Annotated in this window: 23 protein-coding genes; all 23 read left to right on the top strand. The window is 52.2% G+C overall.

Features of this window, described 5'->3' with window-relative positions; translation table 11 throughout:
- Positions 1-97: 97 nt before the first annotated feature.
- The 23 genes from rpsO to PCH01S_RS22040 all read left to right on the top strand — a co-directional run bounded on the left by rpsO (position 98) and on the right by PCH01S_RS22040 (position 25,012).
- On the top strand, positions 98-367 hold the full coding sequence (gene rpsO / locus PCH01S_RS21930; RefSeq protein ID WP_009674959.1) for a 30S ribosomal protein S15: 270 nt from the start codon (positions 98-100) through the stop codon (positions 365-367).
- A 251-nt stretch (positions 368-618) separates the two neighbouring features.
- Positions 619-2,724 carry a polyribonucleotide nucleotidyltransferase gene (gene pnp / locus PCH01S_RS21935; protein ID WP_042233073.1) on the top strand — a complete coding sequence of 702 codons (2,106 nt, stop codon included), beginning with the start codon at positions 619-621 and terminating at the stop codon, positions 2,722-2,724.
- Positions 2,725-2,883: 159 nt separating this feature from the next.
- A complete protein-coding gene (locus PCH01S_RS21940; protein WP_042233076.1) occupies positions 2,884-3,945 on the top strand; it encodes a polysaccharide deacetylase family protein in 1,062 nt (353 codons plus the stop codon).
- Positions 3,946-4,035: 90 nt separating this feature from the next.
- A complete protein-coding gene (locus tag PCH01S_RS21945; protein WP_042233291.1) occupies positions 4,036-5,292 on the top strand; it encodes a M16 family metallopeptidase in 1,257 nt (418 codons plus the stop codon).
- Positions 5,273-5,761 (top strand): dUTP diphosphatase, encoded by a 489-nt coding sequence (dut, locus tag PCH01S_RS21950; RefSeq protein WP_042233078.1) that lies wholly within the window; start codon positions 5,273-5,275, stop codon positions 5,759-5,761. Before PCH01S_RS21945 ends, dut begins: the two co-directional genes overlap by 20 nt.
- Before the next feature lie 310 nt (positions 5,762-6,071).
- Positions 6,072-6,971, top strand: coding sequence for a dipicolinate synthase subunit DpsA (gene dpsA / locus PCH01S_RS21955; protein ID WP_042233080.1), 900 nt, complete (start codon positions 6,072-6,074; stop codon positions 6,969-6,971).
- Positions 6,968-7,564 carry a dipicolinate synthase subunit B gene (locus PCH01S_RS21960; protein WP_042233081.1) on the top strand — a complete coding sequence of 199 codons (597 nt, stop codon included), beginning with the start codon at positions 6,968-6,970 and terminating at the stop codon, positions 7,562-7,564. Before dpsA ends, PCH01S_RS21960 begins: the two co-directional genes overlap by 4 nt.
- Before the next feature lie 35 nt (positions 7,565-7,599).
- Positions 7,600-8,637 carry an aspartate-semialdehyde dehydrogenase gene (locus PCH01S_RS21965; protein WP_042233083.1) on the top strand — a complete coding sequence of 346 codons (1,038 nt, stop codon included), beginning with the start codon at positions 7,600-7,602 and terminating at the stop codon, positions 8,635-8,637.
- A 95-nt stretch (positions 8,638-8,732) separates the two neighbouring features.
- Positions 8,733-9,950, top strand: coding sequence for an aspartate kinase (gene dapG, locus PCH01S_RS21970; protein WP_042233085.1), 1,218 nt, complete (start codon positions 8,733-8,735; stop codon positions 9,948-9,950).
- 29 nt (positions 9,951-9,979) lie between these two features.
- A complete protein-coding gene (dapA, locus tag PCH01S_RS21975; RefSeq protein WP_042233088.1) occupies positions 9,980-10,840 on the top strand; it encodes a 4-hydroxy-tetrahydrodipicolinate synthase in 861 nt (286 codons plus the stop codon).
- A gap of 189 nt (positions 10,841-11,029) precedes the next feature.
- Positions 11,030-12,706: a ribonuclease J gene (locus tag PCH01S_RS21980; protein ID WP_042233090.1), complete on the top strand. Its 1,677-nt coding sequence runs from the start codon at positions 11,030-11,032 to the stop codon at positions 12,704-12,706.
- Between the two features lie 706 nt (positions 12,707-13,412).
- The gene (locus PCH01S_RS31050) at positions 13,413-14,087 is read left to right on the top strand and encodes a ClpP family protease (RefSeq protein WP_174446841.1); all 675 of its coding nucleotides are present in this window, start codon (positions 13,413-13,415) and stop codon (positions 14,085-14,087) included.
- Positions 14,084-14,314: a YlzJ-like family protein gene (locus PCH01S_RS21990; RefSeq protein ID WP_042233094.1), complete on the top strand. Its 231-nt coding sequence runs from the start codon at positions 14,084-14,086 to the stop codon at positions 14,312-14,314. Before PCH01S_RS31050 ends, PCH01S_RS21990 begins: the two co-directional genes overlap by 4 nt.
- 64 nt (positions 14,315-14,378) lie before the next feature.
- Positions 14,379-16,976 (top strand): FtsK/SpoIIIE family DNA translocase, encoded by a 2,598-nt coding sequence (locus PCH01S_RS21995; protein ID WP_042233096.1) that lies wholly within the window; start codon positions 14,379-14,381, stop codon positions 16,974-16,976.
- Positions 16,977-17,111: 135 nt separating this feature from the next.
- The gene (gene sleB / locus PCH01S_RS22000; RefSeq protein ID WP_042233294.1) at positions 17,112-17,900 is read left to right on the top strand and encodes a spore cortex-lytic enzyme; all 789 of its coding nucleotides are present in this window, start codon (positions 17,112-17,114) and stop codon (positions 17,898-17,900) included.
- 135 nt (positions 17,901-18,035) lie between these two features.
- Complete coding sequence (gene yfmF, locus PCH01S_RS22005) at positions 18,036-19,322, top strand: EF-P 5-aminopentanol modification-associated protein YfmF (protein WP_042233098.1); 1,287 nt, start codon at positions 18,036-18,038, stop codon at positions 19,320-19,322.
- Positions 19,319-20,605: an EF-P 5-aminopentanol modification-associated protein YfmH gene (gene yfmH / locus PCH01S_RS22010; RefSeq protein ID WP_042233099.1), complete on the top strand. Its 1,287-nt coding sequence runs from the start codon at positions 19,319-19,321 to the stop codon at positions 20,603-20,605. The genes yfmF and yfmH overlap by 4 nt, the downstream gene beginning before the upstream one ends.
- The gene (gene ymfI, locus PCH01S_RS22015) at positions 20,602-21,357 is read left to right on the top strand and encodes an elongation factor P 5-aminopentanone reductase (RefSeq protein WP_042233101.1); all 756 of its coding nucleotides are present in this window, start codon (positions 20,602-20,604) and stop codon (positions 21,355-21,357) included. Before yfmH ends, ymfI begins: the two co-directional genes overlap by 4 nt.
- Positions 21,358-21,482: 125 nt before the next feature.
- A complete protein-coding gene (locus PCH01S_RS22020; protein WP_042233104.1) occupies positions 21,483-21,734 on the top strand; it encodes a DUF3243 domain-containing protein in 252 nt (83 codons plus the stop codon).
- An 80-nt stretch (positions 21,735-21,814) separates the two neighbouring features.
- On the top strand, positions 21,815-22,681 hold the full coding sequence (locus PCH01S_RS22025; protein WP_042233106.1) for a hypothetical protein: 867 nt from the start codon (positions 21,815-21,817) through the stop codon (positions 22,679-22,681).
- A 91-nt stretch (positions 22,682-22,772) separates the two neighbouring features.
- Positions 22,773-23,537, top strand: coding sequence for a DUF3388 domain-containing protein (locus PCH01S_RS22030; protein ID WP_042233108.1), 765 nt, complete (start codon positions 22,773-22,775; stop codon positions 23,535-23,537).
- Between the two features lie 53 nt (positions 23,538-23,590).
- Positions 23,591-24,475 (top strand): helix-turn-helix domain-containing protein, encoded by an 885-nt coding sequence (locus PCH01S_RS22035; protein ID WP_042233110.1) that lies wholly within the window; start codon positions 23,591-23,593, stop codon positions 24,473-24,475.
- Positions 24,476-24,520: 45 nt separating this feature from the next.
- Positions 24,521-25,012, top strand: a complete 492-nt coding sequence (locus tag PCH01S_RS22040) for a YajQ family cyclic di-GMP-binding protein (RefSeq protein WP_042233112.1) — start codon at positions 24,521-24,523, stop codon at positions 25,010-25,012.
- Positions 25,013-25,025: the final 13 nt, after the last annotated feature.

Raw genomic sequence — 25,025 nt, forward strand, 5'->3', positions numbered from 1 at the left:
CATTGCCGTAAGCTTCAATTACGAACCTTGGCGCGGAGCCGCGCTTCACCGACGCACTCTGGGCCATAGGCGATTATATGAATAGGAGGTGATTGGGATGGCATTAACTCAAGAGCGTAAACAGGAACTGATTCAAACGCACAAAACGCATGAAAGCGATACGGGATCTCCCGAAGTGCAAATTGCTATCCTGACGGAAAACATCGTAAACCTTACGAGCCATTTCCGTACACACAAGAAAGACCATCATTCCCGTCGCGGACTTCTTAAAATGGTTGGTCAACGCCGCAAGCTGTTGGCATACCTTAAGAACAAAGACGTTAAACGCTACAGTGCTTTGATTGAAAAGCTCGGTCTGCGTAGATAAAATCCGCATTCAGAAAGCAACCCTGCTGTTCTCTGTGGTGGGCTCCGAGCCGAGCTTCCGCAGCGGCTTCGGGTTGCTTTTTGTGTATTTTAAATCGTTGCAAAGAAGGAAATACTGTACATACGCAGAAGTATTAGGTGATGCAGGAGGCACGAGCTTCCGCAGATCCTGCCGTTTTTACCGAATCGGAAACATTTTGCGCGGTATAGTTCGTTTCCCGCGTGTTTTGAGATAAAATTAGGAGGTTTAGTATGGAAAAACGTGTGCAAATGGATTTGGCCGGACGTCCGCTCATTCTTGAAACCGGTCGTTTAGCCAAGCAAGCCAACGGCGCGGTACTTGCCCGCTATGGCGATACAGTTGTGCTCTGTACCGTGACCGCTTCCAGCGAGCCGAAAGATCTTGATTTCTTCCCGCTGACGGTCAACTATGAAGAGCGCTTATATGCGGCAGGTAAAATTCCGGGCGGATTTATCAAAAGAGAAGGACGTCCGAGCGAGAAAGCGATTCTCTCCAGCCGTCTGACTGACCGTCCGATCCGCCCTCTGTTCCCGGAAGGGTTCCGTAACGACGTACAGATCGTCGCGGTGGTTATGAGCGTGGATCAGGAGTGTCCGCCGGAAATTACCGCTATGATCGGTGTTTCCGCTGCATTGTCGATCTCCGACGTACCGTTCAGCGGTCCGGTCGGCGGCGTCATCGTAGGCCGCATCGACGGTAACTTCGTCGTGAACCCGACGCCGGCGCAGGAAGACAAGAGCGACGTTCATCTCGTTGTAGCAGGTACCAAGGATGCCATCATGATGGTAGAAGCAGGCGCTGCCGAAGTTCCGGAAGACGTTATGCTAGAAGCGATCATGTTCGGACATGACGAGATCAAGAAAGTGATCGCCCTTCAGGAACAGCTCGTTGCCGAAGCCGGTGTTCCTAAAATGGAAGTGAAGCTTCATTCGGTAGACGGCGAAATCAGCACAGCCGTGCGCGAGTTTGCCGAAGCCCGTCTCGTTGAAGCGATTAAGGTTCAAGAGAAGCATGCGCGCCAAGAAGCGATCGACGCAGTCAACGCGGATGCCGTTGCGCATTTTACGGCGCTCTATGAAGAAACGCCGGAGAAGCTGAAAGACGTCAAAGAAGTGCTTCACGATATCGTGAAAGACGAAGTCCGCCGCCTTATCACGCATGACAAGGTAAGACCGGATGGACGCGCACTCGATGAAATCCGTCCGATCGACGTGGACATTAATCTGCTGCCGCGCACGCACGGCTCCGGACTGTTTACACGCGGACAAACGCAAGCACTAAGCGTATGTACGCTCGGAGCGCTCGGCGACGTACAGATCCTCGACGGTTTGGATCTCGAGGAAACCAAACGCTTTATGCACCATTACAACTTCCCGCCGTTCAGCGTAGGGGAAGCAAGACCGCTTCGTCCGCCGGGACGCCGCGAAATCGGACATGGCGCTCTCGGAGAACGCGCGCTTTCGTACGTGATTCCGAGCGAAGCCGAATTCCCGTATACAATCCGTCTCGTTTCGGAAGTTCTGGAATCCAACGGTTCGAGCTCTCAAGCAAGTATTTGCGCGTCCACGCTGGCTATGATGGATGCGGGCGTTCCGATTACGGCTCCGGTTGCCGGTATCGCGATGGGACTTATTAAAGAAGGCGAGCATTTCTCTATTTTGACGGATATTCAAGGGATGGAAGATCATCTCGGAGATATGGACTTTAAAGTGGCAGGTACGTCCAAAGGGGTTACCGCTCTTCAAATGGACATCAAGATTGACGGAATCAATCGCGATATTCTGAAGCAGGCCTTGGATCAGGCTAAAGCAGGCCGTACGTTTATCATGAACAAAATGCTGGAGCGCATCTCGGAACCTAAGAAAGAACTTTCCGCTTACGCGCCTAAGATTGTCGTGATGCAGATCAACCCGGATAAGATCCGTGACGTGATCGGAGCAGGCGGCAAAATCATCAATAAAATTATCGAAGAAACCGGCGTTAAGATTGACATCGAGCAGGACGGCAAAGTCTTTATCGCTTCGTCCAACGCGGAGATGAACGAACGTGCCAAGCAGATTATCGAAGGTATCGTACGCGACGTCGTTGTCGGCGAAACTTACCTCGGTACGGTAAAGCGCGTGGAGAAGTTCGGAGCTTTCGTAGAAGTGCTGCCGGGCAAAGAAGGACTCGTCCACATTTCCCAGCTGTCTACCGAACGGGTTGCCAAAGTGGAGGATGTCGTTAAAGTCGGCGATACGATTACCGTTAAAGTCACGGAAATCGACAATCAAGGGCGCGTTAACCTGTCCCGCAAAGCAACGCTCGTGAACAACGAAGTTTCCACTCAATCCTAATAACCGAATCGCACCAAACATACAAAGAGCCAGATCTATCTGTCTCTTTTTTGCATGTTTAAACCGAATTTTTACGTGCGCGGCTGTATCGTCCAAGTCATAACCCTGTCCGGCTTTGCATAAACTCTGACATAATCTTTACGGAGGAGTCGGAATCTCATGCAAAAAAAGAAGCTGGTACTGCTTGGCGGTATAACGGCCGGGTGCATATGGGTACTGCTGCAAAGCGAAACTGTACATACCTTTGTGGGAGCGATCCAGCAGGGAAAGCAGCCTTCCGTGGAGACACAGACGAAGCTTTCCAATGTTGCGGGAGGGCCGGAGAGTAACGAAAAGACCGCACAGCCGGCAGAGGATGCTTTGCTCGGACGGATCCGGGAAGAAGCGAAAGGCCTGTACATCGCCCCCATTGATGCGAAAGTGGACAGAATATGGAAAGCGGTGCCGGGTTATAACGGGCTGGAAGTCGATATCGACAAGACTTACGAGGCGGCCAAAAAGAATGGGGCGGGAGACAAACTGCCTTTCGTCATGAAGGAAGTCCCGCCTAAGGTTCACTTAAACGACCTTCCGCCGGAGCCTATTTACAAAGGGAACTCCAAAAAACCGATGGTTTCCTTCATGATCAATGTGGCATGGGGAGAGGAGTTTCTTCCGTCCATACTGGAGACACTCCGCAAAGAAAATGTAAGAGCCACGTTCTTTTTCGATGGAAGCTGGCTGAAGAAGCATGTGGACATTGCCAAAGAAATTCAGAAACAGGGACACGAGCTGTCCAATCATGCTTATTCACACAAAAATATGAGCACGCTCAGCCGCTCCAAAGCGTACGAGGAAATTGTGAAAACCGAGGATCTGCTCAAAAAGGAGCTTGGTGTCACCAATGTTCTTTTTGCTCCCCCCTCGGGAGATTTTGATGCCGAAACGGTGAAAATAGCCGCGGAGCTTAAATTAAAGACCGTCATGTGGACGCTCGATACTGTCGACTGGAAAAACCCCGGTGCCCCGGCGATTCTTGCCAAGGTCCGCAAAAACATAGAACCGGGCTCGCTCATCCTGATGCATCCGACCCAGTCTTCCAGCAGCGCGCTGCCCGAAATGATTTCGATTATCAAAGGTAAGGGGCTGCATCTGGGAACGGTAAGCGAAACGCTGTCTCCGCAGCGGATATCGGCCCCTGCTCCGGGAGCGGGCCAAGTGGGTGACGAGCGGTCAGGTTGAGTCACTTCGACATTTTTGTTAAAATCAAAGTTGAACTTAAGGGTTCCTAAGCGGACCCCATTGTGCGTACATTTGAGGAGGAACAGCTTGGTGAATAAAACCCATTTAAATAACGGGCTCAGAGTCGTGACCGAGAAAATTCCGACCTGCCGTTCGGTAGCGATCGGAATCTGGGTAAAAACCGGTTCACGGAACGAAACTCAGCTGAATAACGGAATTTCCCATTTTATCGAACATATGCTCTTTAAAGGCACAGAGCGTCACAGCGCGAAAGACATCGCGGAAGTGTTCGACGGAATCGGAGGGAATGTGAATGCTTTCACATCCAAAGAATATACATGTTATTACGCCAAGGTGCTTGACGAGCATCTCGGCATTGCGGTAGATATTTTATCCGATATGTTTTTCAATTCCGTCTTTAATGAAGAAGAGCTGGAGAAAGAAAAGAACGTCATTTTCGAAGAGATCGCCATGTATGAAGATACTCCGGATGATCTGGTTCACGATCTCGTTGCAAAAGCGGCGTACGGCAGCCATCCGCTGGGGTACACGATTTTGGGCACGCAGGCGCATTTGTCCGGCATGAAGCCAAACGATCTGCGGGCTTATATGAAAGAATGCTACACCATTGAGAATACCGTCATTGCCGTGGCGGGGAACATCGACGATAGCGTGTTCGAACTGCTGGAGAAGCATTTCGGTCATTTCAATGTTTCGGGTACGCAGCAGAACCAGGAAGAGCCGGCGTTTATGAGCGAGCGGGTTTTCCAGGCCAAGACGACGGAACAGAATCATATCTGCCTGTCGCTCCCGGGTCTTTCTCTTCGTGAAGAAAACCTCTACCCGATGGTGCTGCTCAATAACGCGATCGGCGGGGGCATGAGCTCCAGATTGTTCCAAGAAATCCGCGAGAAGCGGGGACTGGCCTATTCGGTGTATTCCTATCATTCTTCTCACATCGACAACGGGGTGTTTACGATCTATACGGGAACGGCTCCGAAACAAACGGAGGAAGTTCTGAAAGTGACGATCGAAATGCTGAACGATATCGCGGAGAAAGGCATGACGGATGCGGAACTAAGAAAAGGCAAGGAACAGCTGAAAGGCAGCCTGATTCTTAGTTTGGAAAGCACCAACAGCCGGATGAACCGGATCGGCAAAAACGAGTTGATGACCGGAAGGCATTACACGCTCGACGAAATGATCAACCGGATCGAAAGCGTTGAAATGGAGCATATTCACGCCTTGACCCGCAAGCTGTTCTCCAAGCCATTCGCCATCGCGATGGTCGGCAGCCGCGACGAGGCTTTGCAGTCAATCAGAGGAGATGAGCTTCTTGGAAAATAACACACCTGCATTCCCCATCCGCATTAAACGCCTGCCCGGCAGCGAAGGTCTTCCGCTGCCGGAGAAAATGTCCGCCGCGGCAAGCGGCTTCGATCTGCACGCGGCGAATATCGAACCCCTGGACCTGGCGCCCGGCGAGCGGGCGCTCGTTCCGACGGGGTTCGCGCTGGCGATGCCCGTGGAGCTTGAGGCCCAGATCCGCCCTCGGAGCGGACTGGCCTACAAGCACGGCATCACCACGCTGAATTCGCCGGGCACGATCGATGCGGACTACCGTGGAGAAGTCAAAGTACTCCTGATCAATCATGGCCAGGAGACATTCACGATCCGCCGCGGCGAAAGAATCGCGCAGATGGTGTTCCAGCTCGTGCCGGCCGTCCTATTGACGGAAGTGGACGAGCTGGATGATACCACGCGCGGCGCCGGCGGCTTCGGGCATACCGGGCTGACCACCGAAGCGCGGAAATAACCTGCGTTCCTGCCGGATTACAGGCGGGAACCGGGAACGGTCCGGGCTTGTCCGCCACAGTTGGCGGACCGCGCCATGCTCTTATCCGTCAAATGGCTGACCTTGCAAGGTGAAGTTTTAATGAAGAAGGGCCTCTATCAGTTTTTGAAGCTGATAGGAGGCCTTTTTTATGTCCGTTTGCCGGATTCGCCTTAAAAAAGGGATGAGCCGTAATGTGCGGATGCCCGGCAAGCGAATGTCACCCTTCGGTAGGCGGCGGCATACTGTATGTTATCGAGACGGATGCACGTAAGGGAGGAACGGAAACAGTATGCTCACCGGAGCGGAAGTAATTTTTATCGGCGGCGATGCCCGTCAGCTTGAAGTGATCGATAAGCTGATTGAGCTCGATGCGTCCGTGACTTTAATCGGATTCGACAATCTGCAGAAGCCATTCGCGGGAGCGGCGGGCAAGCGGCTTTCACCCGAAGCCCTGGAGAAAGCCGACGCGCTCGTTTTGCCGGTTGTGGGAACGGATGAACAAGGGCGTGTGGAAAGCATTTTTTCGGGCAATGAACTGACACTTACGGCGGATTTGCTGGGCGCACTTCCAAAACATGCCGTGATCTATACGGGTATGGCGAAACCTTATTTGAAGCAGCTTTGCGAATCGCAGGGCCTTAAACTGGTTGAGCTTCTCGAGCGGGATGACGTGGCGATCTATAATTCGATTCCGACGGCGGAAGGCGCTTTGATGATCGCCATTCAGAATACGGACATTACGATTCACGGCTCGCAATCAATGGTTTTGGGGTTCGGAAGAACCGGTTTAACGATGGCTCGCACCCTTCAGGGATTGGGAGCAAAAGTGAAGGTCGGAGTGCGAAAACCGGAGCATTTTGCCAGAGCTTTGGAGATGGGTTTTACGCCGTTTTATACCCGCGAACTCTATCAGGAAGTGGCGAATATTGACTTGCTTTTTAACACAATTCCGACTATGATAGTCACAGCGCAAATAATAACGAATATCCCGCATCGCGCGGTATTAATCGACCTAGCTTCCAAGCCGGGCGGAATGGACTTCCGCTTTGCCGAGAAGAGAGGGATTAAGGCGATGCTCGCTCCAGGCCTACCCGGGATCGTCGCACCGAAAACAGCTGGTCGGATTTTGGCGAATACGCTAAGTCAGTTGATGGTGGAAGACATCAGGAATGGGAGTGGTCCGGAATGAACTGGAACGGGGTAACGGTAGGGTTTGCGTTGACAGGTTCTCACTGCACCTTGGAAGAGATTATGCCGCAGATTCAAAGATTCATAGACGCAGGCGCCACGGTTGTACCGATCGTGTCCCAATCCGTTTTGACGACGGATACGAGATTCGGCAAGGCCGTCGATTGGCAGCAGCAGCTCAGAGACATGACGGGCAGCGATCCCATTACGACGATTGTCGAAGCGGAACCGCTCGGGCCTTCCAAGAAGCTCGACGTCATGGTAATCGCCCCCTGCACAGGCAATACGACAAGCAAGCTCGCGAATGCAATGACGGAAAGCCCAGTCCTAATGGCCGCTAAAGCACAGATGCGTAATCAGCGTCCGCTTGTACTGGCCATTTCTACTAATGACGGGCTTGGACTGAATTCCGCGAATATTGCGAAATTGCTCGTTGCGAAGAACATTTATTTTGTCCCGTTCGGCCAGGATGCGCCGGAAGCGAAGCCGAATTCACTTGTCGCCCGAATGGATTTGATTTCGGAGACATGCGAAGCGGCCCTGAACGGCAAACAGCTCCAGCCGATGATTATTGAGCGATTTCAATATTCTTAATTATAGATCATTTAAACAATGGGGGAGCAAACGATATGTCTAATGAAAAAACTTTTAACGTAGCAGTAGTCGGCGCAACCGGCGCCGTCGGAGAACAAATTATCCGCTTACTCGATGAACGCAATTTCCCCATTAAGGAATTAAAATTTCTTTCGTCCCCGCGTTCCGCGGGTACGAAAATTCGTTTCAAAGACAGAGACATCACGGTTGAAGCGGCAACGCCGGACAGCTTTAAAGGGGTAGACATCGCCTTGTTCAGCGCGGGCGGCGACGTGAGTAAAGAACTCGCTCCGATTGCGGCTGCCGGCGGTACGATCTGTATCGACAACACGAATGCCTTCCGCATGGATCCGCAAACACCGCTTGTCGTGCCGGAAGTTAACATTGAAGAGGTTCACAAGCATAAAGGCATTATCGCCAATCCTAACTGCTCCACGATTCAAATGGTGGCTGCACTGAAACCTTTGTATGATCGTTTCGGTATCTCCAAAATCATCGTATCTACATACCAAGCCGTATCCGGAGCAGGCAGCAAAGCGATTGATGAGATGCTTCGCCAATCCCGTGAAGCCTTGGCGGGCAATCCGGTGAATCCGGACATCCTGCCGGTCGGTTCCCTTCCCGTTAAACATCAGATTGCGTTCAATGCGATCCCGCAGATTGATAAGTTTCTGGATAACGGGTTTACAAACGAAGAAATGAAAATGATTAACGAAACGAAGAAGATTATGAACGACGAATCCCTTGAGGTTACGGCAACTTGCGTACGGATTCCGGTCGTATACGGTCACTCCGAATCGGTTTACGTGGAATTGAAGGAAGACTTCGAGCTTGAAGAAGTGCGCAGCCTTCTTGCGGACGCGCCGGGTATCGTACTCGTTGACAACCCGCAGGAGCAGCAGTATCCGCTTGCAACCGAAGCAACCGGTAAATTGGAAACGTTCGTAGGGCGTGTACGCCGTGATCTTCACAACAAACGCGCGCTTAACTTGTGGATCGTATCCGATAACCTGCTGAAGGGCGCTGCCTGGAATGCGGTACAGATCGCGGAATATTTTGCACAGAACAAGTAAACTCACACAATCGGCATCGTCATAAGACGGTGCCGATTGCTCGCATCATGATTAAACATCGACAAGAAAAAGCGAATAGGAAAAGAGGGAAGGACATGCGTATTCGAGTTCAAAAATTTGGTGGCACTTCCCTGTCCACACCTGAAGCCAGAAAACATGTGCTGGAACATATCCAAGCTGCGCGCAGTGAGGATTGTCAGCTTGTCGTGGTTGTATCTGCGATGGGGCGGCAGGGAGAGCCTTATGCTACCGATACTCTGCTCGGTTTGATCCGGCAGAACGGAGACCAGCTTCCTGCAAGGGAGAGGGATTTGTTGATGTGCTGCGGAGAATGGATTTCCGCGGCCAATTTGTGCAATTTGATTCAAGCGGAAGGCATTCCGGCGGTCGTTCTGACAGGCGGCCAGGCGGGTATCGAAACGAATGACGCCTACGGCAATGCCCAGATTGTTTCGGTTCAGCCGAAGCGGATTCTGGAGCATCTGGATCGGGGAGAGGTCGTGATAGTCGCCGGGTTCCAGGGGCAGACGGCCGATCATGAGTTTACGACACTCGGACGCGGAGGAAGCGACACGTCCGCTACGGCGATCGGCGGGGCGCTTAAGGCCGAAGTCGTGGACATTTTTACCGACGTCAACGGAATTCTGACAGCGGATCCGCGCATCGTGGAAGACGCTAGGCCTTTAACGCGCGTAAGTTATGCGGAAATTTGCAATATGGCCCATAACGGCGCCAAAGTGATTCATCCGCGTGCCGTGGAAGTGGCGATGCAGGCGAATGTCCCGGTCCGGGTACGTTCAACTTTCTCCAAAGAGGAAGGCACGCTCGTGACCAATCCCGATTCTTTGTACGGTGCGGAGAAGCGGGTCGAAGACCGCCACGTGACAGGGATTGCCCATTTTGGGAATATTACACAAATTCAAGTGCCCGCGGCGGAAGGCCAATACGACCTTCAGCTTCAAGTGTTTAAAACGATGGCGCAGCACAGTATCAGCGTCGACTTTATTAACGTAAATCCTTCGGGGGTTGTTTATACGGTATTTGATCACGTGGCGGAAAAAGCGCTTGACCTGCTGCGCGGGCTCGGCTATAAACCCACTTCACTGAGTGGATGCGCTAAAGTGTCCGTAATCGGAGGCGGCATGAACGGTGTTCCGGGCGTTATGGCCAAGATTGTCGAGGCGCTTACGGAAGAGAACATCCGAATTCTGCAATCCGCGGATTCCAACACCACTATCTGGTGCCTGGTACACGGGGAAGATATGGTTAGCGCGGTAAGAGCACTTCATAAATCATTCCAACTGCATAAATAGGCAAAAAGGACACGTAGGAGGCGGGAATTTTGGACTTCGGAAGAGTAATTACAGCAATGGTAACTCCCTTAAACGAACAGCTGGAAATCGATTGGGATCAGGTGGGTCCCCTGGTCGATTACCTGATCAACGAGCAGGGCAGCGAAGGGCTGGTCGTTTGCGGAACGACCGGCGAATCGCCGACCCTTACGGACGAAGAGAAGCTGAAGATGATTGAAGCCGTCGTGAAGCATGCGAACGGACGGTGCAAGGTCATTGCGGGAACCGGCAGCAACAACACGCATCACACGATCGAGTTATCGCAGGAAGCGGCAAAACTGGGCGTCGATGCGATTCTGCTCGTCGCTCCTTACTATAACAAGCCCAGCCAGGAAGGCTTGTATCAGCATTTCAAAGCCGTCGCCGAAGCCGTCGACGTGCCGATTATCTTGTACAACGTTCCAGGACGCTCCATTGTCAACATTGATGCGGATACGACCATCAGGCTCTCCCACATACCGAACATCGTAGCTACCAAAGACTGTTCCGGTACCGACCAGTTGACGATTGTAGCCGCCGGAGCGGCCGAGGGATTTACGGTATACAGCGGCGACGACAGTATGACACTTCCCGCGCTGGCCGTCGGCTGTCACGGTATAATCAGCGTGGCGAGCCATGTTGTCGGCAAAGAGATGCAGGAGCTTGTTGAAGCGTATACATCGGGTGATGTAAAACGCGCGGCCCGTCTCAATGCGAAACTGCTCCCGGTATTTACCGGTTTATTCTGCGCCCCGAGTCCCGCTCCGGTTAAGTACGCCCTTAATCTGAAAGGCGTGAACACAGGCAGCGTCCGTCTTCCTCTTATCGATTTAAGTGAGCAGGAGCAGGCTTTCGTGGCGTCGCTGTTCTAATCCAATCGCAAAAATTTCCTTATTACGACCGGTGCCTCCTGGCATCGGTTTTGTCATTTTAGGAGAGACTACAAATCATATACGCACCAACTTGTAATCGGGTAGATCTTTCCTGTATAATGGTGGCAAGTGACTGGTTCGGTTTCATTATAAAAATCGTCGTCAAATGAATTCAAGGAGGTTACTTTTTTGTCTAAGAAAAATAACGATAAAGTTCTGATTTTTGCCCTTGGCGGCGTGGGCGAAATCGGTAAAAATATGTATGTGGTGCAGTATGCGAATGATATTGTGGTTATCGACAGCGGTTTGAAGTTTCCTGAGGAAGATATGCTTGGAATCGACATTGTCATTCCGGATATCAACTACCTGCTCGAGAATAAGGACAAAGTCCGCGGTATTTTGCTGACTCACGGCCATGAAGACCATATCGGAGGGTTGCCTTACGTACTTCGGCACTTGAATGTGCCTGTTTACGGTACGCGACTTACCCTTGGACTTGTGGAAAATAAGCTGAGAGAAGCGAATCTGCTTGGCGAAACCAAGCGGATTCTGATCAATGCGGATTCCGAGCTCAATTTGGGAACGATTACAGCCACGTTCTTCAAAACCAACCACAGCATTCCGGATTCCGTCGGGGTTGCTCTTGAAACTCCCGAAGGAGTCATCGTGCACACCGGAGACTTTAAATTCGACCAGACACCGGTTAATGATCAATATGCTGACCTGCACCGGATGGCCGAAATCGGAAAGAAAGGCGTACTGGCCCTTCTTTCCGACAGCACCAATGCCGAGAAACCCGGATTTACGGGTTCTGAGAAAAGCGTCGGCGTTACTATCGAGGAAGTATTCCGCAAAGCCAAGCAGCGCGTAGTTATCGCGACTTTCGCTTCGAACATTCACCGTGTTCAGCAGGTTATCGACGCGGCTGAGGCTACTCGTCGTAAAGTTACGGTAATCGGGCGGAGTATGGTTAACGTGGTGTCGATCGCTTCGGAACTCGGATATCTTCGTGTTCCGGACGGCATGCTGATTGAACCTGAAGAGGTAAACCGTATGGCGGCCGACCGCGTGGTCGTTCTCTGTACGGGCAGCCAAGGGGAGCCGATGTCGGCTTTGACCCGTATGGCTCGTTCCACACATCGTAAAGTGGACATTCTTCCAGGCGATACGGTAATCATTGCAGCAACTCCTATTCCGGGTAACGAGCGCTACGTCGGCCGTACGGTAGACGAACTGTTCCGTTTGGGTGCGGATGTCATCTACGGACCGGGTTCCAAGACGGGCGTACACGTTTCCGGACACGGAAGCCAGGAAGAGCTCAAGCTTATGCTGAACCTCATGAAGCCGAAATATTTTATTCCGATTCACGGGGAATACCGTATGCTTCGTCTTCACGGTCAACTTGCCGAATCCGTCGGAGTGGACCAAGAAGATATCTTCATTCTGGATAACGGGGACACCGTTGAAATCCAGGGTGGAGTAGCTCGTAAAGGCGCAAGAATTCAGGCAGGCAACATTTTGATCGATGGACTGGGTGTCGGAGATGTAGGTAACATCGTCCTGCGCGACAGAAAGCTTCTTTCCCAAGACGGCATTCTGGTCGTTGTCGTGACACTAAGCAAACAGGATGGGACCATTCTTTCCGGTCCGGACATCATTTCCCGCGGCTTTGTATATGTCCGCGAATCCGAAGGTTTATTGGACGAAGCGAATCGTATCGTAACGAGTACGCTGAATAAGTTAATGAATGATAACGTAAATGAATGGGCGTCTTTAAAAACACATGTGAAAGACGCGCTTGGACGATTTTTATATGAACAAACCAGAAGAAGACCAATGATTCTTCCGATTATCATGGAAGTTTAGTCTCTCAAACTAGTCACTTAACCCAACCGAAACCAAAGCTCTCTCCATAACCGGAGAGGGCTTTTTTTAAATGCTGCCAGAGACCTCATTTATCGCTGCCTGAGAAGAGGGTGAATAAAGGTATAGCGTTCCTGCCCACACTAACCTCGATGATCAATTAGGAGGAATAGCTATGGGAAACGGAAATCGATATAAAGGACAACAGAATAGACCCGCCCACGCGGGAGCAGGTGTATCTTCGGAGCGCTATGCAGGCAGAAACGAATATCCGTTTCAACAAGCGAGTGCGAGCGTTTCAGCGGGCAGCGGCGGCTTTTTGAACAGAGGAAACGGGTACAGCGGTCAACAGGGTGCCGGACAGAATGCTTTTCCGGAAGTCGGCAATGCGAACCAAACCTATACAAGCGGTGCTCCAAGAGGCGCTTACGGGCAGACGACTGCCCATACATTTAACCCGGCACCGTACGGTCTGAGGCAAAACGATTCCTCCTATACAGCGGAAGAAACGGCTAACGATGCCGATGACGTTACGCTGCAGCAGGTGCATTTTGAAGAGTCGGGAGAGGGGACTGCTGCGTTTAGAGCGGACGCTTCCGTTACAAGCGACTACAGCCCGCGTCCCCAGGCGCCGTTTCCGGGTCCGGCTCCTTTCAACCAGCCGCCTTCTTTCAGAAGCGAAGAGCAGCCCTCGGAGGAACAAAAGAAGCTGGCAGCGGTAGAAACAATCCAGCAGCTCGGACAAATCAACACGCCGGCCGGCGAGTCGAACATTTACTGCATGAGCATCATCGGTCAAGTGGAAGGGCATATCGTACTGCCGCCGCAAAACAAAACGACGAAATACGAGCACCTGATTCCTCAACTCGTAGCAGCCGAACAAAATCCGAAAATCGAGGGAATCCTCGTTATTCTGAACACGGTTGGCGGCGATGTGGAGGCGGGGCTTGCTATCGCCGAGATGCTGGCAACGATTTCGAAACCTACGGTTACCCTTGTATTGGGCGGCGGGCACAGCATCGGTGTGCCGATCGCGGTAAGCTCAAACCGTTCTTTCATCGCCGAGACGGCCACAATGACGATTCATCCGATCCGGTTGACGGGACTTGTCATCGGTGTACTTCAAACATTTGAATATTTGGAGAAAATGCAGGAGCGGGTAACCCGTTTTGTCACGAAGCATTCCAAAATCTCCGAAGAGCAGTTCAAGGAGCTTATGTTCAAAACGGGTGAACTCACCAGAGACATCGGAACTACGGTTATCGGCCAAGACGCCGTTAAATACGGATTGATCGACGAAGTGGGAGGGATCGGGCAGGCAATGGCCGAACTGAACCGCAGAATCGAGGAACGCCGTGGTTCCCAGGGAGGCGGAACGGCATGACCCACTACACGATCCTGCCGGATGAAGTCATTTACGAAGGCTTGGATGAACACGAACCCCGCTTCCGGGATGTTGAAATCAGCGGCATCCTGATGCAGGTGGAAGCTGTCGATGAGAGCCGGGTGCGGATTGTGAGGCTTTACAGCCCGGAGCCAAAACATTACTTAAATCCGCTTTTTACGCCAGGAAGTCTGATTAATTACGTGCCCGGCCCGCAAGGGATCTAGGCACTGCCGCCCGTGTTCCGCCTACCGAAACTGTGGTATAATGATTTATCGGAGGTGGAATAGAGTGGCAAAACGCCGTAAGAAAAGCAAGACGGTCAAGACTAATCTCATGTTTGAGCTGTACGGTATTTTAATCCTGATTTTCTCGGTGATTGCGCTGGCCAGAGAAGGTCATGTGGGACGTTCGTTTCATTACGTTTGCCGCTTTTTCATCGGTACGTGGGATTTTCTGATCCCGCTGATCTGCATATACATAGCACTGCATGTTATGGTGAAGCGTTCATGGCCCTCACGATGGACAACCCGCAAAACCGGGGTTTTGTTAATTGTGGCGGGTCTTCTTGTCATGAATCATATTAATTTATTCCAGGCTCTTTTTCCAAAAGGCAACTACGAGGCGACAACGATTCTGTCCGTAACCTGGGACGCTCTGAAGCAGGGGCTGCAGCCCGCGAACGGCAAAATTCTTCTGAACGATGTAGGCGGAGGGATGATCGGAGCGGTCATCTACAGCCTGCTGTATTTTTTGTTCGACACACTGGGCGCCCGTCTCGTGGAATTCGCTTTATTTGCCATCGGGCTCATTCTGGTTACGAACTTGTCTTACGTGGAAGCCATGCAAAAGCTGCGTGCGCGCGGGAAACGCTTTTTTACCTTGTTGGAAAAGAAATTCCAGACCATGCAGCGCGGTAAAGGCAAATCCTCCTCGGCTTCTAAAACAAAAGGGAAGGCTGCCGTTTCCGCGACCAAAAGCGAACGAACCTACAAAGAGCCGGATTTTCCTTATGACGACGAATTCGACGAGGAAGTATACCGACCGGACCCCAAGCGGAAGAAACCCCGTTTTCTGCAGTTGTTGAAACAACCCGATCCGCAGCAGGATGACGACCAGGATGAGGACGACTTGGCGGTTTCCGGCACGGCCGGCGGTTATTCCGAGGAGAAAGTCGTATACAAGGTCGATTCCGGCAGAGATTCTGCGGCGCTGGACATGAACGATGAACCTCAAGCCGACCGGGAGTTTTCCACCGTTTTCCGGGATTTTCAAGAACAGGTGCAGAAGGAAGAAAAGGTCGTACCCTCCTCTCCGGCAGCGGAAGGTACGGTAGGACCCGCAGTTGTGGCTGGGAGCCCTAAAGCGGCCGCTTCCCTGCACGCAGAGAAGATTCCGGCCGATGAGCAGCTTGAAACTTTGGACGACCTTCAGCTGGTCGACACAGCCGTGCCGCCGGTTCTTCCGCCTTACGACCTGCCGTCTTTGACGCTGCTTTCGAAGCCGGCGGCCGGCAAGGGCTCCGAGATGGCGGATTACAAGGCCAACGCCCGCAAGCTCGAAGCCACGCTGGAAAGCTTCGGCGTGCGCGCGAAGGTGCTGGAAGTCGTCCGGGGGCCAGCGGTGACCCGGTATGAAATTCAGCCGGACGTAGGGGTGAAGGTGAGCCGGATCGTCAGTTTGACGGATGACATCGCGCTCGCTCTGGCTGCCAAAGATATCCGGATGGAAGCGCCGATTCCCGGCAAATCCGCGATCGGTATCGAAGTGCCGAATTCCGAAGTATCCGTCGTTACGATGCGCGAGGTGATGGAAACTTCCGCCTTCCAGGAAGCCAGTTCCAGATTGTCCGTCACTTTGGGCAGGGATATTTCCGGACAGCCGATCGTCGGCAATCTGGCGAAGATGCCCCATCTGCTCGTAGCCGGTGCTACAGGCTCGGGTAAATCCGTCTGTATCAACGGAATTATTACGAGCATCCTGTACAAGGCGAAGCCTAACGAAGTGAAGTTCCTGATGGTCGACCCCAAAATGGTCGAACTTAATGTGTATAACGGCATTCCGCATCTCATGGCTCCGGTCGTCACCGATCCGCGAAGGGCATCTCTTGCCCTGAAAAAGGTCGTCGTCGAGATGGAGAAGAGGTACGAGCTTTTCTCCAAGAGCGGTACGCGGAATATCGAGGGCTACAATGCCATGCTGATCGAAAACGGTACGGAAGCGCCCCTTCCGTACATTGTGGTCATCGTGGACGAGCTGGCCGATCTGATGATGGTAGCTGCCAACGATGTGGAAGATGCCATCTGCCGGCTGGCTCAGATGGCGCGCGCAGCAGGCATCCATCTGATTATTGCGACCCAGCGCCCGTCCGTGGATGTCATCACCGGCGTTATTAAAGCGAATATTCCTTCACGGATCGCTTTCGGGGTATCTTCTCAGGTGGACTCGCGGACGATTTTGGACATGGTGGGGGCCGAGAAGCTTCTCGGCCGCGGCGACATGCTGTATCTGCCTGTCGGGGCCTCCAAGCCCGTCCGTGTTCAGGGAGCTTTCCTTTCCGATCAAGAGGTCGAGACGGTAGTCAATTTCGTCCGGACTCAGCAGGAAGCGAATTACCGGGAAGATATGGTGCCTCAGGTGGAAGAGCAGCAGGAGCAGCAGGACGAGTTCGGCGACGAACTTTATGATCAGGCCGTTCAGATCGTCATCGAAGCGAAGCAGGCTTCGGCGTCTCTGCTTCAAAGACGGATGCGCATCGGCTATGCGCGCGCGGGACGGCTCATCGATTCGATGGAATCCAACGGAATCGTCGGGCCGCATGAAGGAAGCAAGCCCCGCGAAGTCCTTATTTCGCTGGAGCAGTTCCAGCACAACCGCATGAGTTCCTGATCCGAATTCAAGGACGCCCTGCCGGGTTTACGGCAGGGCGTTTTTGTTGCATAGAACGTTTCCTCCTTTCTCATAATAATCACTAACAGCCAGTCATCATGAGAGAAAGGTTGATAATGGAGCATGAATAAACGCATGAACAAACGTTTGATCGCTATCACGGTTTGCGTCGTATTTACGCTGTTTGCGGCTCTGCAGATTAAGCAGAACTTCACGACTGAGGCTACTTTCAGCAAGAATCTCATCAGTTATGGAGCCAAAGGCTCCGATGTCAATGAGCTGCAGGGACGTCTCAAGTTTCTCGGATTTTACACGGGGGCTGTAGACGGCGATTACGGCTGGAGAACACTCCGGTCCGTAAAATGGTTTCAAGGCGAGTTCGGTTTGAAAGTGGACGGCCATGTGGGCCCCAAAACCAAGCTTAAGCTGTGGGAAGCCACGAAGGACTGGAAGCCGACCGCGGCTGAAGCCGGCAATACAGGCAAAGCGGCAGGACCGGCTAACCAGGCCAATCAAGGCGGCGCGGCCGCTTCCGGATCGAATCTGACGCCGACGACGCATAAAGGATTTTCCAAATCCGACCTCGATCTGATGGCGAACGCCGTTTACGGCGAATCCCGCGGCGAGCCTTACATCGGTCAGGTGGCCGTTGCGGCGGTCATTCTGAACCGGGTGGATTCGGCCAGCTTCCCGAATACCGTTTCCGGCGTCATTTTCCAGCCGGGTGCGTTTACCGCTGTTGCGGACGGCCAAATCTGGCTTACGCCAAATGAAACCGCCAAAAAAGCGGTCCGGGATGCCATCAACGGCATGGACCCTACCGGCGGCTGCGAATACTATTTTAACCCCGAAACGGCTACGTCCAAATGGATTTGGACACGCCCGCAGGTGAAAACCATCGGCAAGCATATTTTCTGCAAGTAAGCTGAACTGAACAGAACGACAGAGGAAGTGACCGCTCGGTTGCTTCTTCTGTTTATGAAGGAATATAATGGGTATAGCCATTTGTAGAACCGAATAGTTTAGACCCAAGACGGTTGTGAAGGGAGAACGACAGCATTGAGCACCCAACAGTTTGAACGGAGTACACTGCGTCAGATCAGGCTGCATGTACTGCCTACAGACCGCTATAAAACATTCGCCATTTCCGCTTACATAGGACGCCCTCTTTCCGAGGAAGACGTAACGCAGACGGCATTGGTCCCTTTTGTTCTGAGAAGGGGAACGGAAAGTTATCCCGAAACGAAGCAGTTCCGAGAGCATCTCGACGATCTCTACGGAGCGGGCTTCGGTTTTGACATTTACAAGCGCGGAGACTACCAGATCGTTCAATTCCGCATGGATGTAATTAACGACCGGTTTGTGTCGTCCCCGGAGTCTCTTTTGGAGAAAGCCCTTTCGTTTCTGGGTGAAGCCATCACGAAGCCGGCAGCCGAGGGAGACGCTTTTCTCTCCAAATATGTGGAATCCGAGAAGGAAACGCTGCGCAAACGGATCGAATCCATTATTAACGATAAAATCCGCTTCGCCGCCGAACGCTGCATTGCCGAAATGTGCAAAGGGGAGCCGTACCGGCTGCATCCTCTGGGGGAGCTGAAGGATATTCCCGCTTCCACGCCGGAATCCCTTTTTGCCTATTTCAAAAAATGGCTGGCCGAAGCGCCTATCGACCTATACGTAGTCGGCAATACGACCCTCCAGGAAGTCGAGAACATCGTGAGCCGTTCTTTCCGGCTGGAGAGGGAGGAGAATCCCGGCTATACGCGCACCGCGCCTCAGCGCCGGACAGGGGAGACCCATGTCGTGGTGGAACGATTCCCCGTCGCGCAGGGCAAGCTGAACATGGGCCTGCGCACGCCGATTACGTACGGAGACGATGCGTATCCCGCCGCACTTATGTATAACGGCATTCTGGGCGGATATCCCCATTCCAAGCTGTTCTTGAACGTGCGCGAAAGGGCGAGCCTCGCTTACTATGCATCTTCCCGCCTTGACGGGCACAAGGGCATCCTGACGATCCAATCGGGCATCGAGATGCAGAATTACGAGAAAGCGGTTGATATTATCCGCAAACAGCTGGAAGACATGAGAACCGGCTTTATCAGCGATATCGAGCTCAGTCAGACAAGAGCGATGATTGCCAACCAACTGCGGGAAATGCAGGATTCCGCCTTCGAACAGATCGCTTTTGATTTCAATGCCGTTCTTTCGGGCAAAGAGCGCACCGTTCAAGAGCTGATCGACGGAGTGACGAACACGAGCATCGCAGAGATTCAGCAGGCCGCCGAGGGAGTATTCCTGGACACCATCTATTTCTTGAGGGATGAAAAGGAGGAAGCCAAGTGAACGTCATTCCCTATCCCCACTTAAACGAAACTTTGTACGAAGAAAAGCTTCCGAACGGCCTTCACGTATACGTGCTGCCTAAGGAAGGCTTTCAAAAAACGTACGCGACGTTTTCCACCCGCTACGGGTCGATCGATAACCACTTTCAAGTGGAGGGCGGGCCCGAAATCCGCGTGCCGGACGGGATTGCTCATTTTCTGGAGCATAAAATGTTCGAGGAGCCTACCGGCGATGTTTTCGCCACGTTTGCATCCCGCGGAGCTTCCGCGAACGCATTCACGAGCTTCGAGAGAACGGTCTATCTCTTTTCGGCTACGGGCCAGATTATGGAGAACATCACGACTCTGATCGATTTTGTTCAGAATCCTTATTTTACCGAAGAGAACGTCGAGAAGGAAAAGGGCATCATCGGGCAGGAAATCAACATGTACCGCGACAATCCGGACTGGAGAGCGTACTACGGCCTAATCGAAGCTTTGTACAGCAAACACCCGGTTCGGATCGATATTGCGGGCACCATCCCGTCCATTACCGAAATTACCAAGGATATGTTGTACGACTGCTACCACACGTTCTATCACCCGAGCAACATGACGGTCTTTATCGCGGGCGGCGTGAATCCCGAAGAAGTGATTTCGCATATCCGGGCGAATCAGGCGGCCAAAACCTTCAAACCTCAGGGGGAAATACGCCGGTTTTTCGAATCGGAACCGGAAAGCGTCGAGACGGAACACAAGGAAACGCTCCTGCCGGTATCGCTGCCTAAATGCCTGTTCGGTTTTAAAGAAAAAGCTCTGCATGAAGAAGGGGACGCGATCCTCAAACGAGAGCTTACGACGAAGCTTGTGCTGGAAGTCCTGCTGGGCGCAAGCTCCCCGATCTACCAGAAGCTGTACAATGAAGGGCTCATCTCGGACAATTTCAGTCATGAGTACAACTCGTCTCCGGAGTACGCGTTTTCCGCGATGGGCGGAGATACGAAAGATCCGGATCTTCTGCTGAGCAGAATCCGTGAAGAGTTGGACCGTGTGAAAGCTGAAGGGCTGGACGAAGAAGCTTTCGAAAGAAGTCGCAGAAAAAAAATCGGCGGATTTTTGCGGATGCTGAATTCCCCCGAGGCGATCACGAACGAATTTACCCGGTACCTGTTCAAAGGCGCCGATATGTTTGACATTTTAAAAACGTACGAATCCATCACCAAGGATGAGGCGGAGTCCAGGCTCCGGGAACATTTTGACTGGAGCCGCTTTGCCGTTTCGCTCGTGCGAAGCGAGCGTTCGTGACAGGGCTCCGGCCGTTTACCGAGCAGACGGTCCTCGTAACGGGCGGCAGCCGCGGAATCGGAGCGGCCGTCGCCGAACGGTTTGCCAAGCTGGGCATGAACGTGGTGATCCATTACCTGCAGTCCCATGAAGCCGCCAACGAAGTGGCGCGCCGCTGCATGAACCATGGAGCGAAGGTCATGACGGTGTGCGCGGATCTGAATTCGAAGGAACAGATTGTGGCTATGCGCGACAAATTGGAGCAGCGGGGCTTTATTCCCGATGTGCTGGTCAATAATGCGGGGATTTCCCACTACGGTCTGCTTTCCGATGTGACGGAAGAGGAGTGGGACCGGGTTATGGACATTAACCTGAAGGGTACTTTTCTGTGCAGCCAGCTTTTTATGGACCGAATGATCTCCCGGAAATACGGCCGCATTATTAACGTGTCTTCCATCTGGGGAATTTCGGGCGCATCCTGCGAGGTCATCTATTCCACGGCAAAAGGCGGCATCAACGCGTTTACGAAAGCGTTGGCCAAGGAATTGGCTCCTTCGGGCGTCACTGTAAACGCCGTTGCGCCCGGAGCGGTCGATACCGATATGATGTCCGGCTTCGATCCCGCGGAGAAAGAAGCGATCGCGAGCGAAATACCGGCCGGCCGTTTTGCGGCGCCCGACGAAATCGCCTCGCTGGTATATTTTCTGGCTCTGCCCGAGTCCGGCTACATTACCGGCCAGATTATCAGCCCCAACGGGGGCTGGCTGACTTGAACGGCGGCCTGCGGCATTCCCTTAATTACCAAGGGTTTGGATAGCTTCTCGGGAATATTTGATTGTCCGGATGCAGATATTACAGGTGTTCCTCTCATCCTAACAAATCAAAGGAGGCCCGACCCATGTCTACGGTACTTACAGTGTTTGACAGATGGAAAGAATTTTTGGCTGAACGGGTGGACCAAGCCGAGAGAGTAGGCCTGAACGACGAGAAAATTTCTAACCTTGCGTTCCAGATCGGTGAGTTTCTGTCCGATAAAGTGGATCCGGAAAACCGCGAAGAGCGCCTGCTCAAAGAACTCTGGGACGCAGGTGACGAGAACGAACGCAAGGTTATGGCCCGTTTAATGGTCAAACTGGTGAATAAAGAGTAGAATAGATGATGTACATGCGAAAAGCCCCACTTCAATGCGGGGCTTTTCCATGCCATCATTTCAGGAAAGGATTCGGTATCATGAGTTTCTCGCGGGTAAAACTTGCACTTTTCCTGCCAGTCATCACAGTCATGCTTTCTTCATGCGGGACTCGCGGGCTTCCGACGATCACCGAACAGCAGCTGGCGTCCAAACATTCGGTTCTGGTCGTAACGGCCTCGGATGTGACACAGGAAACGAAAACGAGCGTGGCGGCGGCGCTCGCAAAATGGAGAAGCGGCAGCGGGCTCACTTCGGAGTGGAAGCAGGACGCTGCTTTTGACAGCGCCATGGGAACACAGCTGGAATCGAAGCGCTATGATTATGTCGTTGTAATCGGCAGCAGTCTTGTTCCTCAAGCTTCGGCAGAGGCGGTCAGGCTCAAGAATCAGAAATTCGTCGTGCTTGCGGACCGTTTGGAAGATCCCGGTATGCAGGCGGAGAAGACGGCCCCTCCGAATACCGTTCTTCGTGGCGTAGATCATGCGATGATCGAACAGGCGATGAGCGGCTGGGTCAAAGACCAGGCGGACAAAAGAAAATCCATCGAATGGGTAACAAAATCTTCGGTTCCCATACCCTCAGGTTTATCCCCTTCCGGCTTATCCGGTCATACCGTAAATACGGACAACAATCCAGAATGGTTCGACCAGTTGAAAAAACAGGCCGCCGAGCATCGTTCAAGCTGGATTATCCAGTATACGGCTCTTCAGAAAACGGATCAGCAGAAAATCAAATCGCTCGGGATTCCCGTCGTGCCGCTGGATCAATCTTTTGCCGTACAAGTGAATTGGGAAGCCGTTATGGCGCAGGAGCAGAACCGGATGATTCAAGGGGATTGGAAGCCGGGTATACAGACCTATTCTGCGGAAGAAATGAAACAAGTCGAATTTCTAAAAAAGTCGTAGTTACAAAGAAGTTGGCAGGACTTTGTCAAACGTTGTAGAATAATAACTCGGAATGTCTAATTCGTGCCATGGCAAATGAGGTGCTTACGTTTTGGAAATCAAAGAATGGTACATGGAATATCGAATACATAAGAACCGTCCGGGACTTCTGGGGGATATCGCTTCCCTCATGGGGATGCTCGATATTAATATTGTGACGATCAACGGGGTGGAGGACCGCACGCGCGGAATGCTTCTTCAAACCAACGATGATGAAAAAATCGAGTTAATGGGTAAAATGTTAAAAAAGGTGGATAATATCACCATAACCGCCTTTAGAACCCCAAAACTGGTTGATATTCTTGCCGTAAGACACGGCCGGTACATAGAACGCGACTCCGACGACAGGAAAACGTTCCGTTTCACAAGAGACGAACTCGGACTCCTGGTCGATTTTCTGGGTGAAGTATTCAAACGCGAGGGCAATCAGGTGATCGGGCTCCGCGGAATGCCGCGGGTAGGCAAGACCGAGTCCATCATTGCAGGCAGCGTATGTTCGAACAAACGCTGGACGTTTGTTTCGTCCACTTTGTTAAGACAGACCGTTCGAAGCCAACTTTCGGAGGACGAGATGTCCATGAACAACGTTTTTATCATTGACGGAATCGTTTCAACTATCCGTTCCAATGAGAAACACTTCTCGTTGCTGCAGGAGATTATGGCTACGCCGTCTACCAAAGTAATCGAGCATCCGGATATTTTTATCAAAGAGTCCCATTACACGTATAACGATTTCGATTACATTATCGAACTTCGCAACAATCCGGACGAAGAAATCAATTATGACAGTTTTACGTATAACACAGAACCATTTTGAGGTTTTGTTCGTCTAAAAGGGGAAGGACCCGCTGAATTTACGGAGGTGAGAACATGTCGGAACTCGGTCAGCGATTGAAGCAGGCCCGATTGGAAAAGAGAATGTCTCTGGATGATTTACAGGAAGCTACGAAAATCAGAACCAGATACCTTGAAGCAATTGAAGAGGAAAATTATAAAGTTTTGCCCGGCAGTTTTTATGTGAGGGCTTTTATCAAAAGCTATGCGGAAGCGGTCGGTCTCGATCCGAACGAAGTTCTGAACATGTATCAGGGCACGGTACCGGCAGCTCCGCCGGAGCCGACGGTCGAAACGATCCGCACACCGCGCCGGAATTCAGCAAGAAGCACGGACAGACTCAGCAAGTGGGCGTCCACCATTATGGTCGTTTCGTTCGTGCTGTTGATAGCGGCCATTGTGTATTATTTCGTCGTGGTTAACAACAAGGGAGGCAGTTCGGGCGCGATCAATGAGCCCAACAGACTGACGGATACGGCGGATCCCAACGCGACGTCCGTTCCGAGTCCTGCTCCGGGCAGCGGAGGGGGCGCGACAGCCACAACTACGCCAACTCCTACACCGACGCCGAGCGCTACTCCTACACCGACCCCGACGCCTGGGGGAGCCTTGACGCTTGTTAACAGCAGCAACAGTCTGGACAATTACACGGCAGTGGGCGGTAAACTCGACATTACCGTGACGGCGGCAGGAACGCAGTGCTGGTACAGAGTCGACAGTTTCCCGAACAACAGCAAGAAAATGGAGAAACAGGGGACTTTGAAACAGGGCGAAACGGAGACGTTTTCACTGACGACTACCGCACAGATTCGTGTAGGCGCGGCCAACGCCGCTAAAATCACCGTAAACGGGCAAGAGCTCAACGTCGGAGATGCCTCCAACCCTAAGAACATTAAAATTACGCTGCAGCCGCAGCCTTGATCGTAAACTTGTGAGTGTAATTACGCAGGAGAGGACGAAGCCAAAATGAGTTCGGAAAGCTCTTTCGATATCGTATCCAAGCTGGATATGCAGGAATTAAACAACGCTATTACGCAGGCTAAGAGAGAAATCGAAACCCGTTTTGATTTCAAAGGCAGCAAGAGCGAGATCACATTGGAAAAAGAAGAACTCGTTCTTCTTTCGGACGACGATTTTAAGCTTCAGAACGTGATTGACATCCTTCACGCCAAGATGGCTAAACGAGGCATCGCCCTTAAAAATCTCGAATACGGCAAAATCGAGTCGGCTTCTTTGGGAACGGTCCGCCAGCGCGTTAAGCTGAAACAAGGAATCGAAGCGGATATCGCCAAGAAGATTAACATCATGATCCGGGACTCGAAGCTGAAGGTGAAGAGCCAAATTCAAGGAGACTCCATCCGTGTAACCGGCAAAAGCAGAGACGATTTGCAGAAAGTGATTCAAATGCTGAAAGGCGCCGATCTTCCTATCGATCTGCAGTTTGACAATTTCAGATAAGTAAAAGCAGCCC

It is taken from the genome of Paenibacillus chitinolyticus NBRC 15660 (assembly GCF_000739915.1).
Classification (GTDB): Bacteria; Bacillota; Bacilli; order Paenibacillales; family NBRC-103111; genus Paenibacillus_F; species Paenibacillus_F chitinolyticus.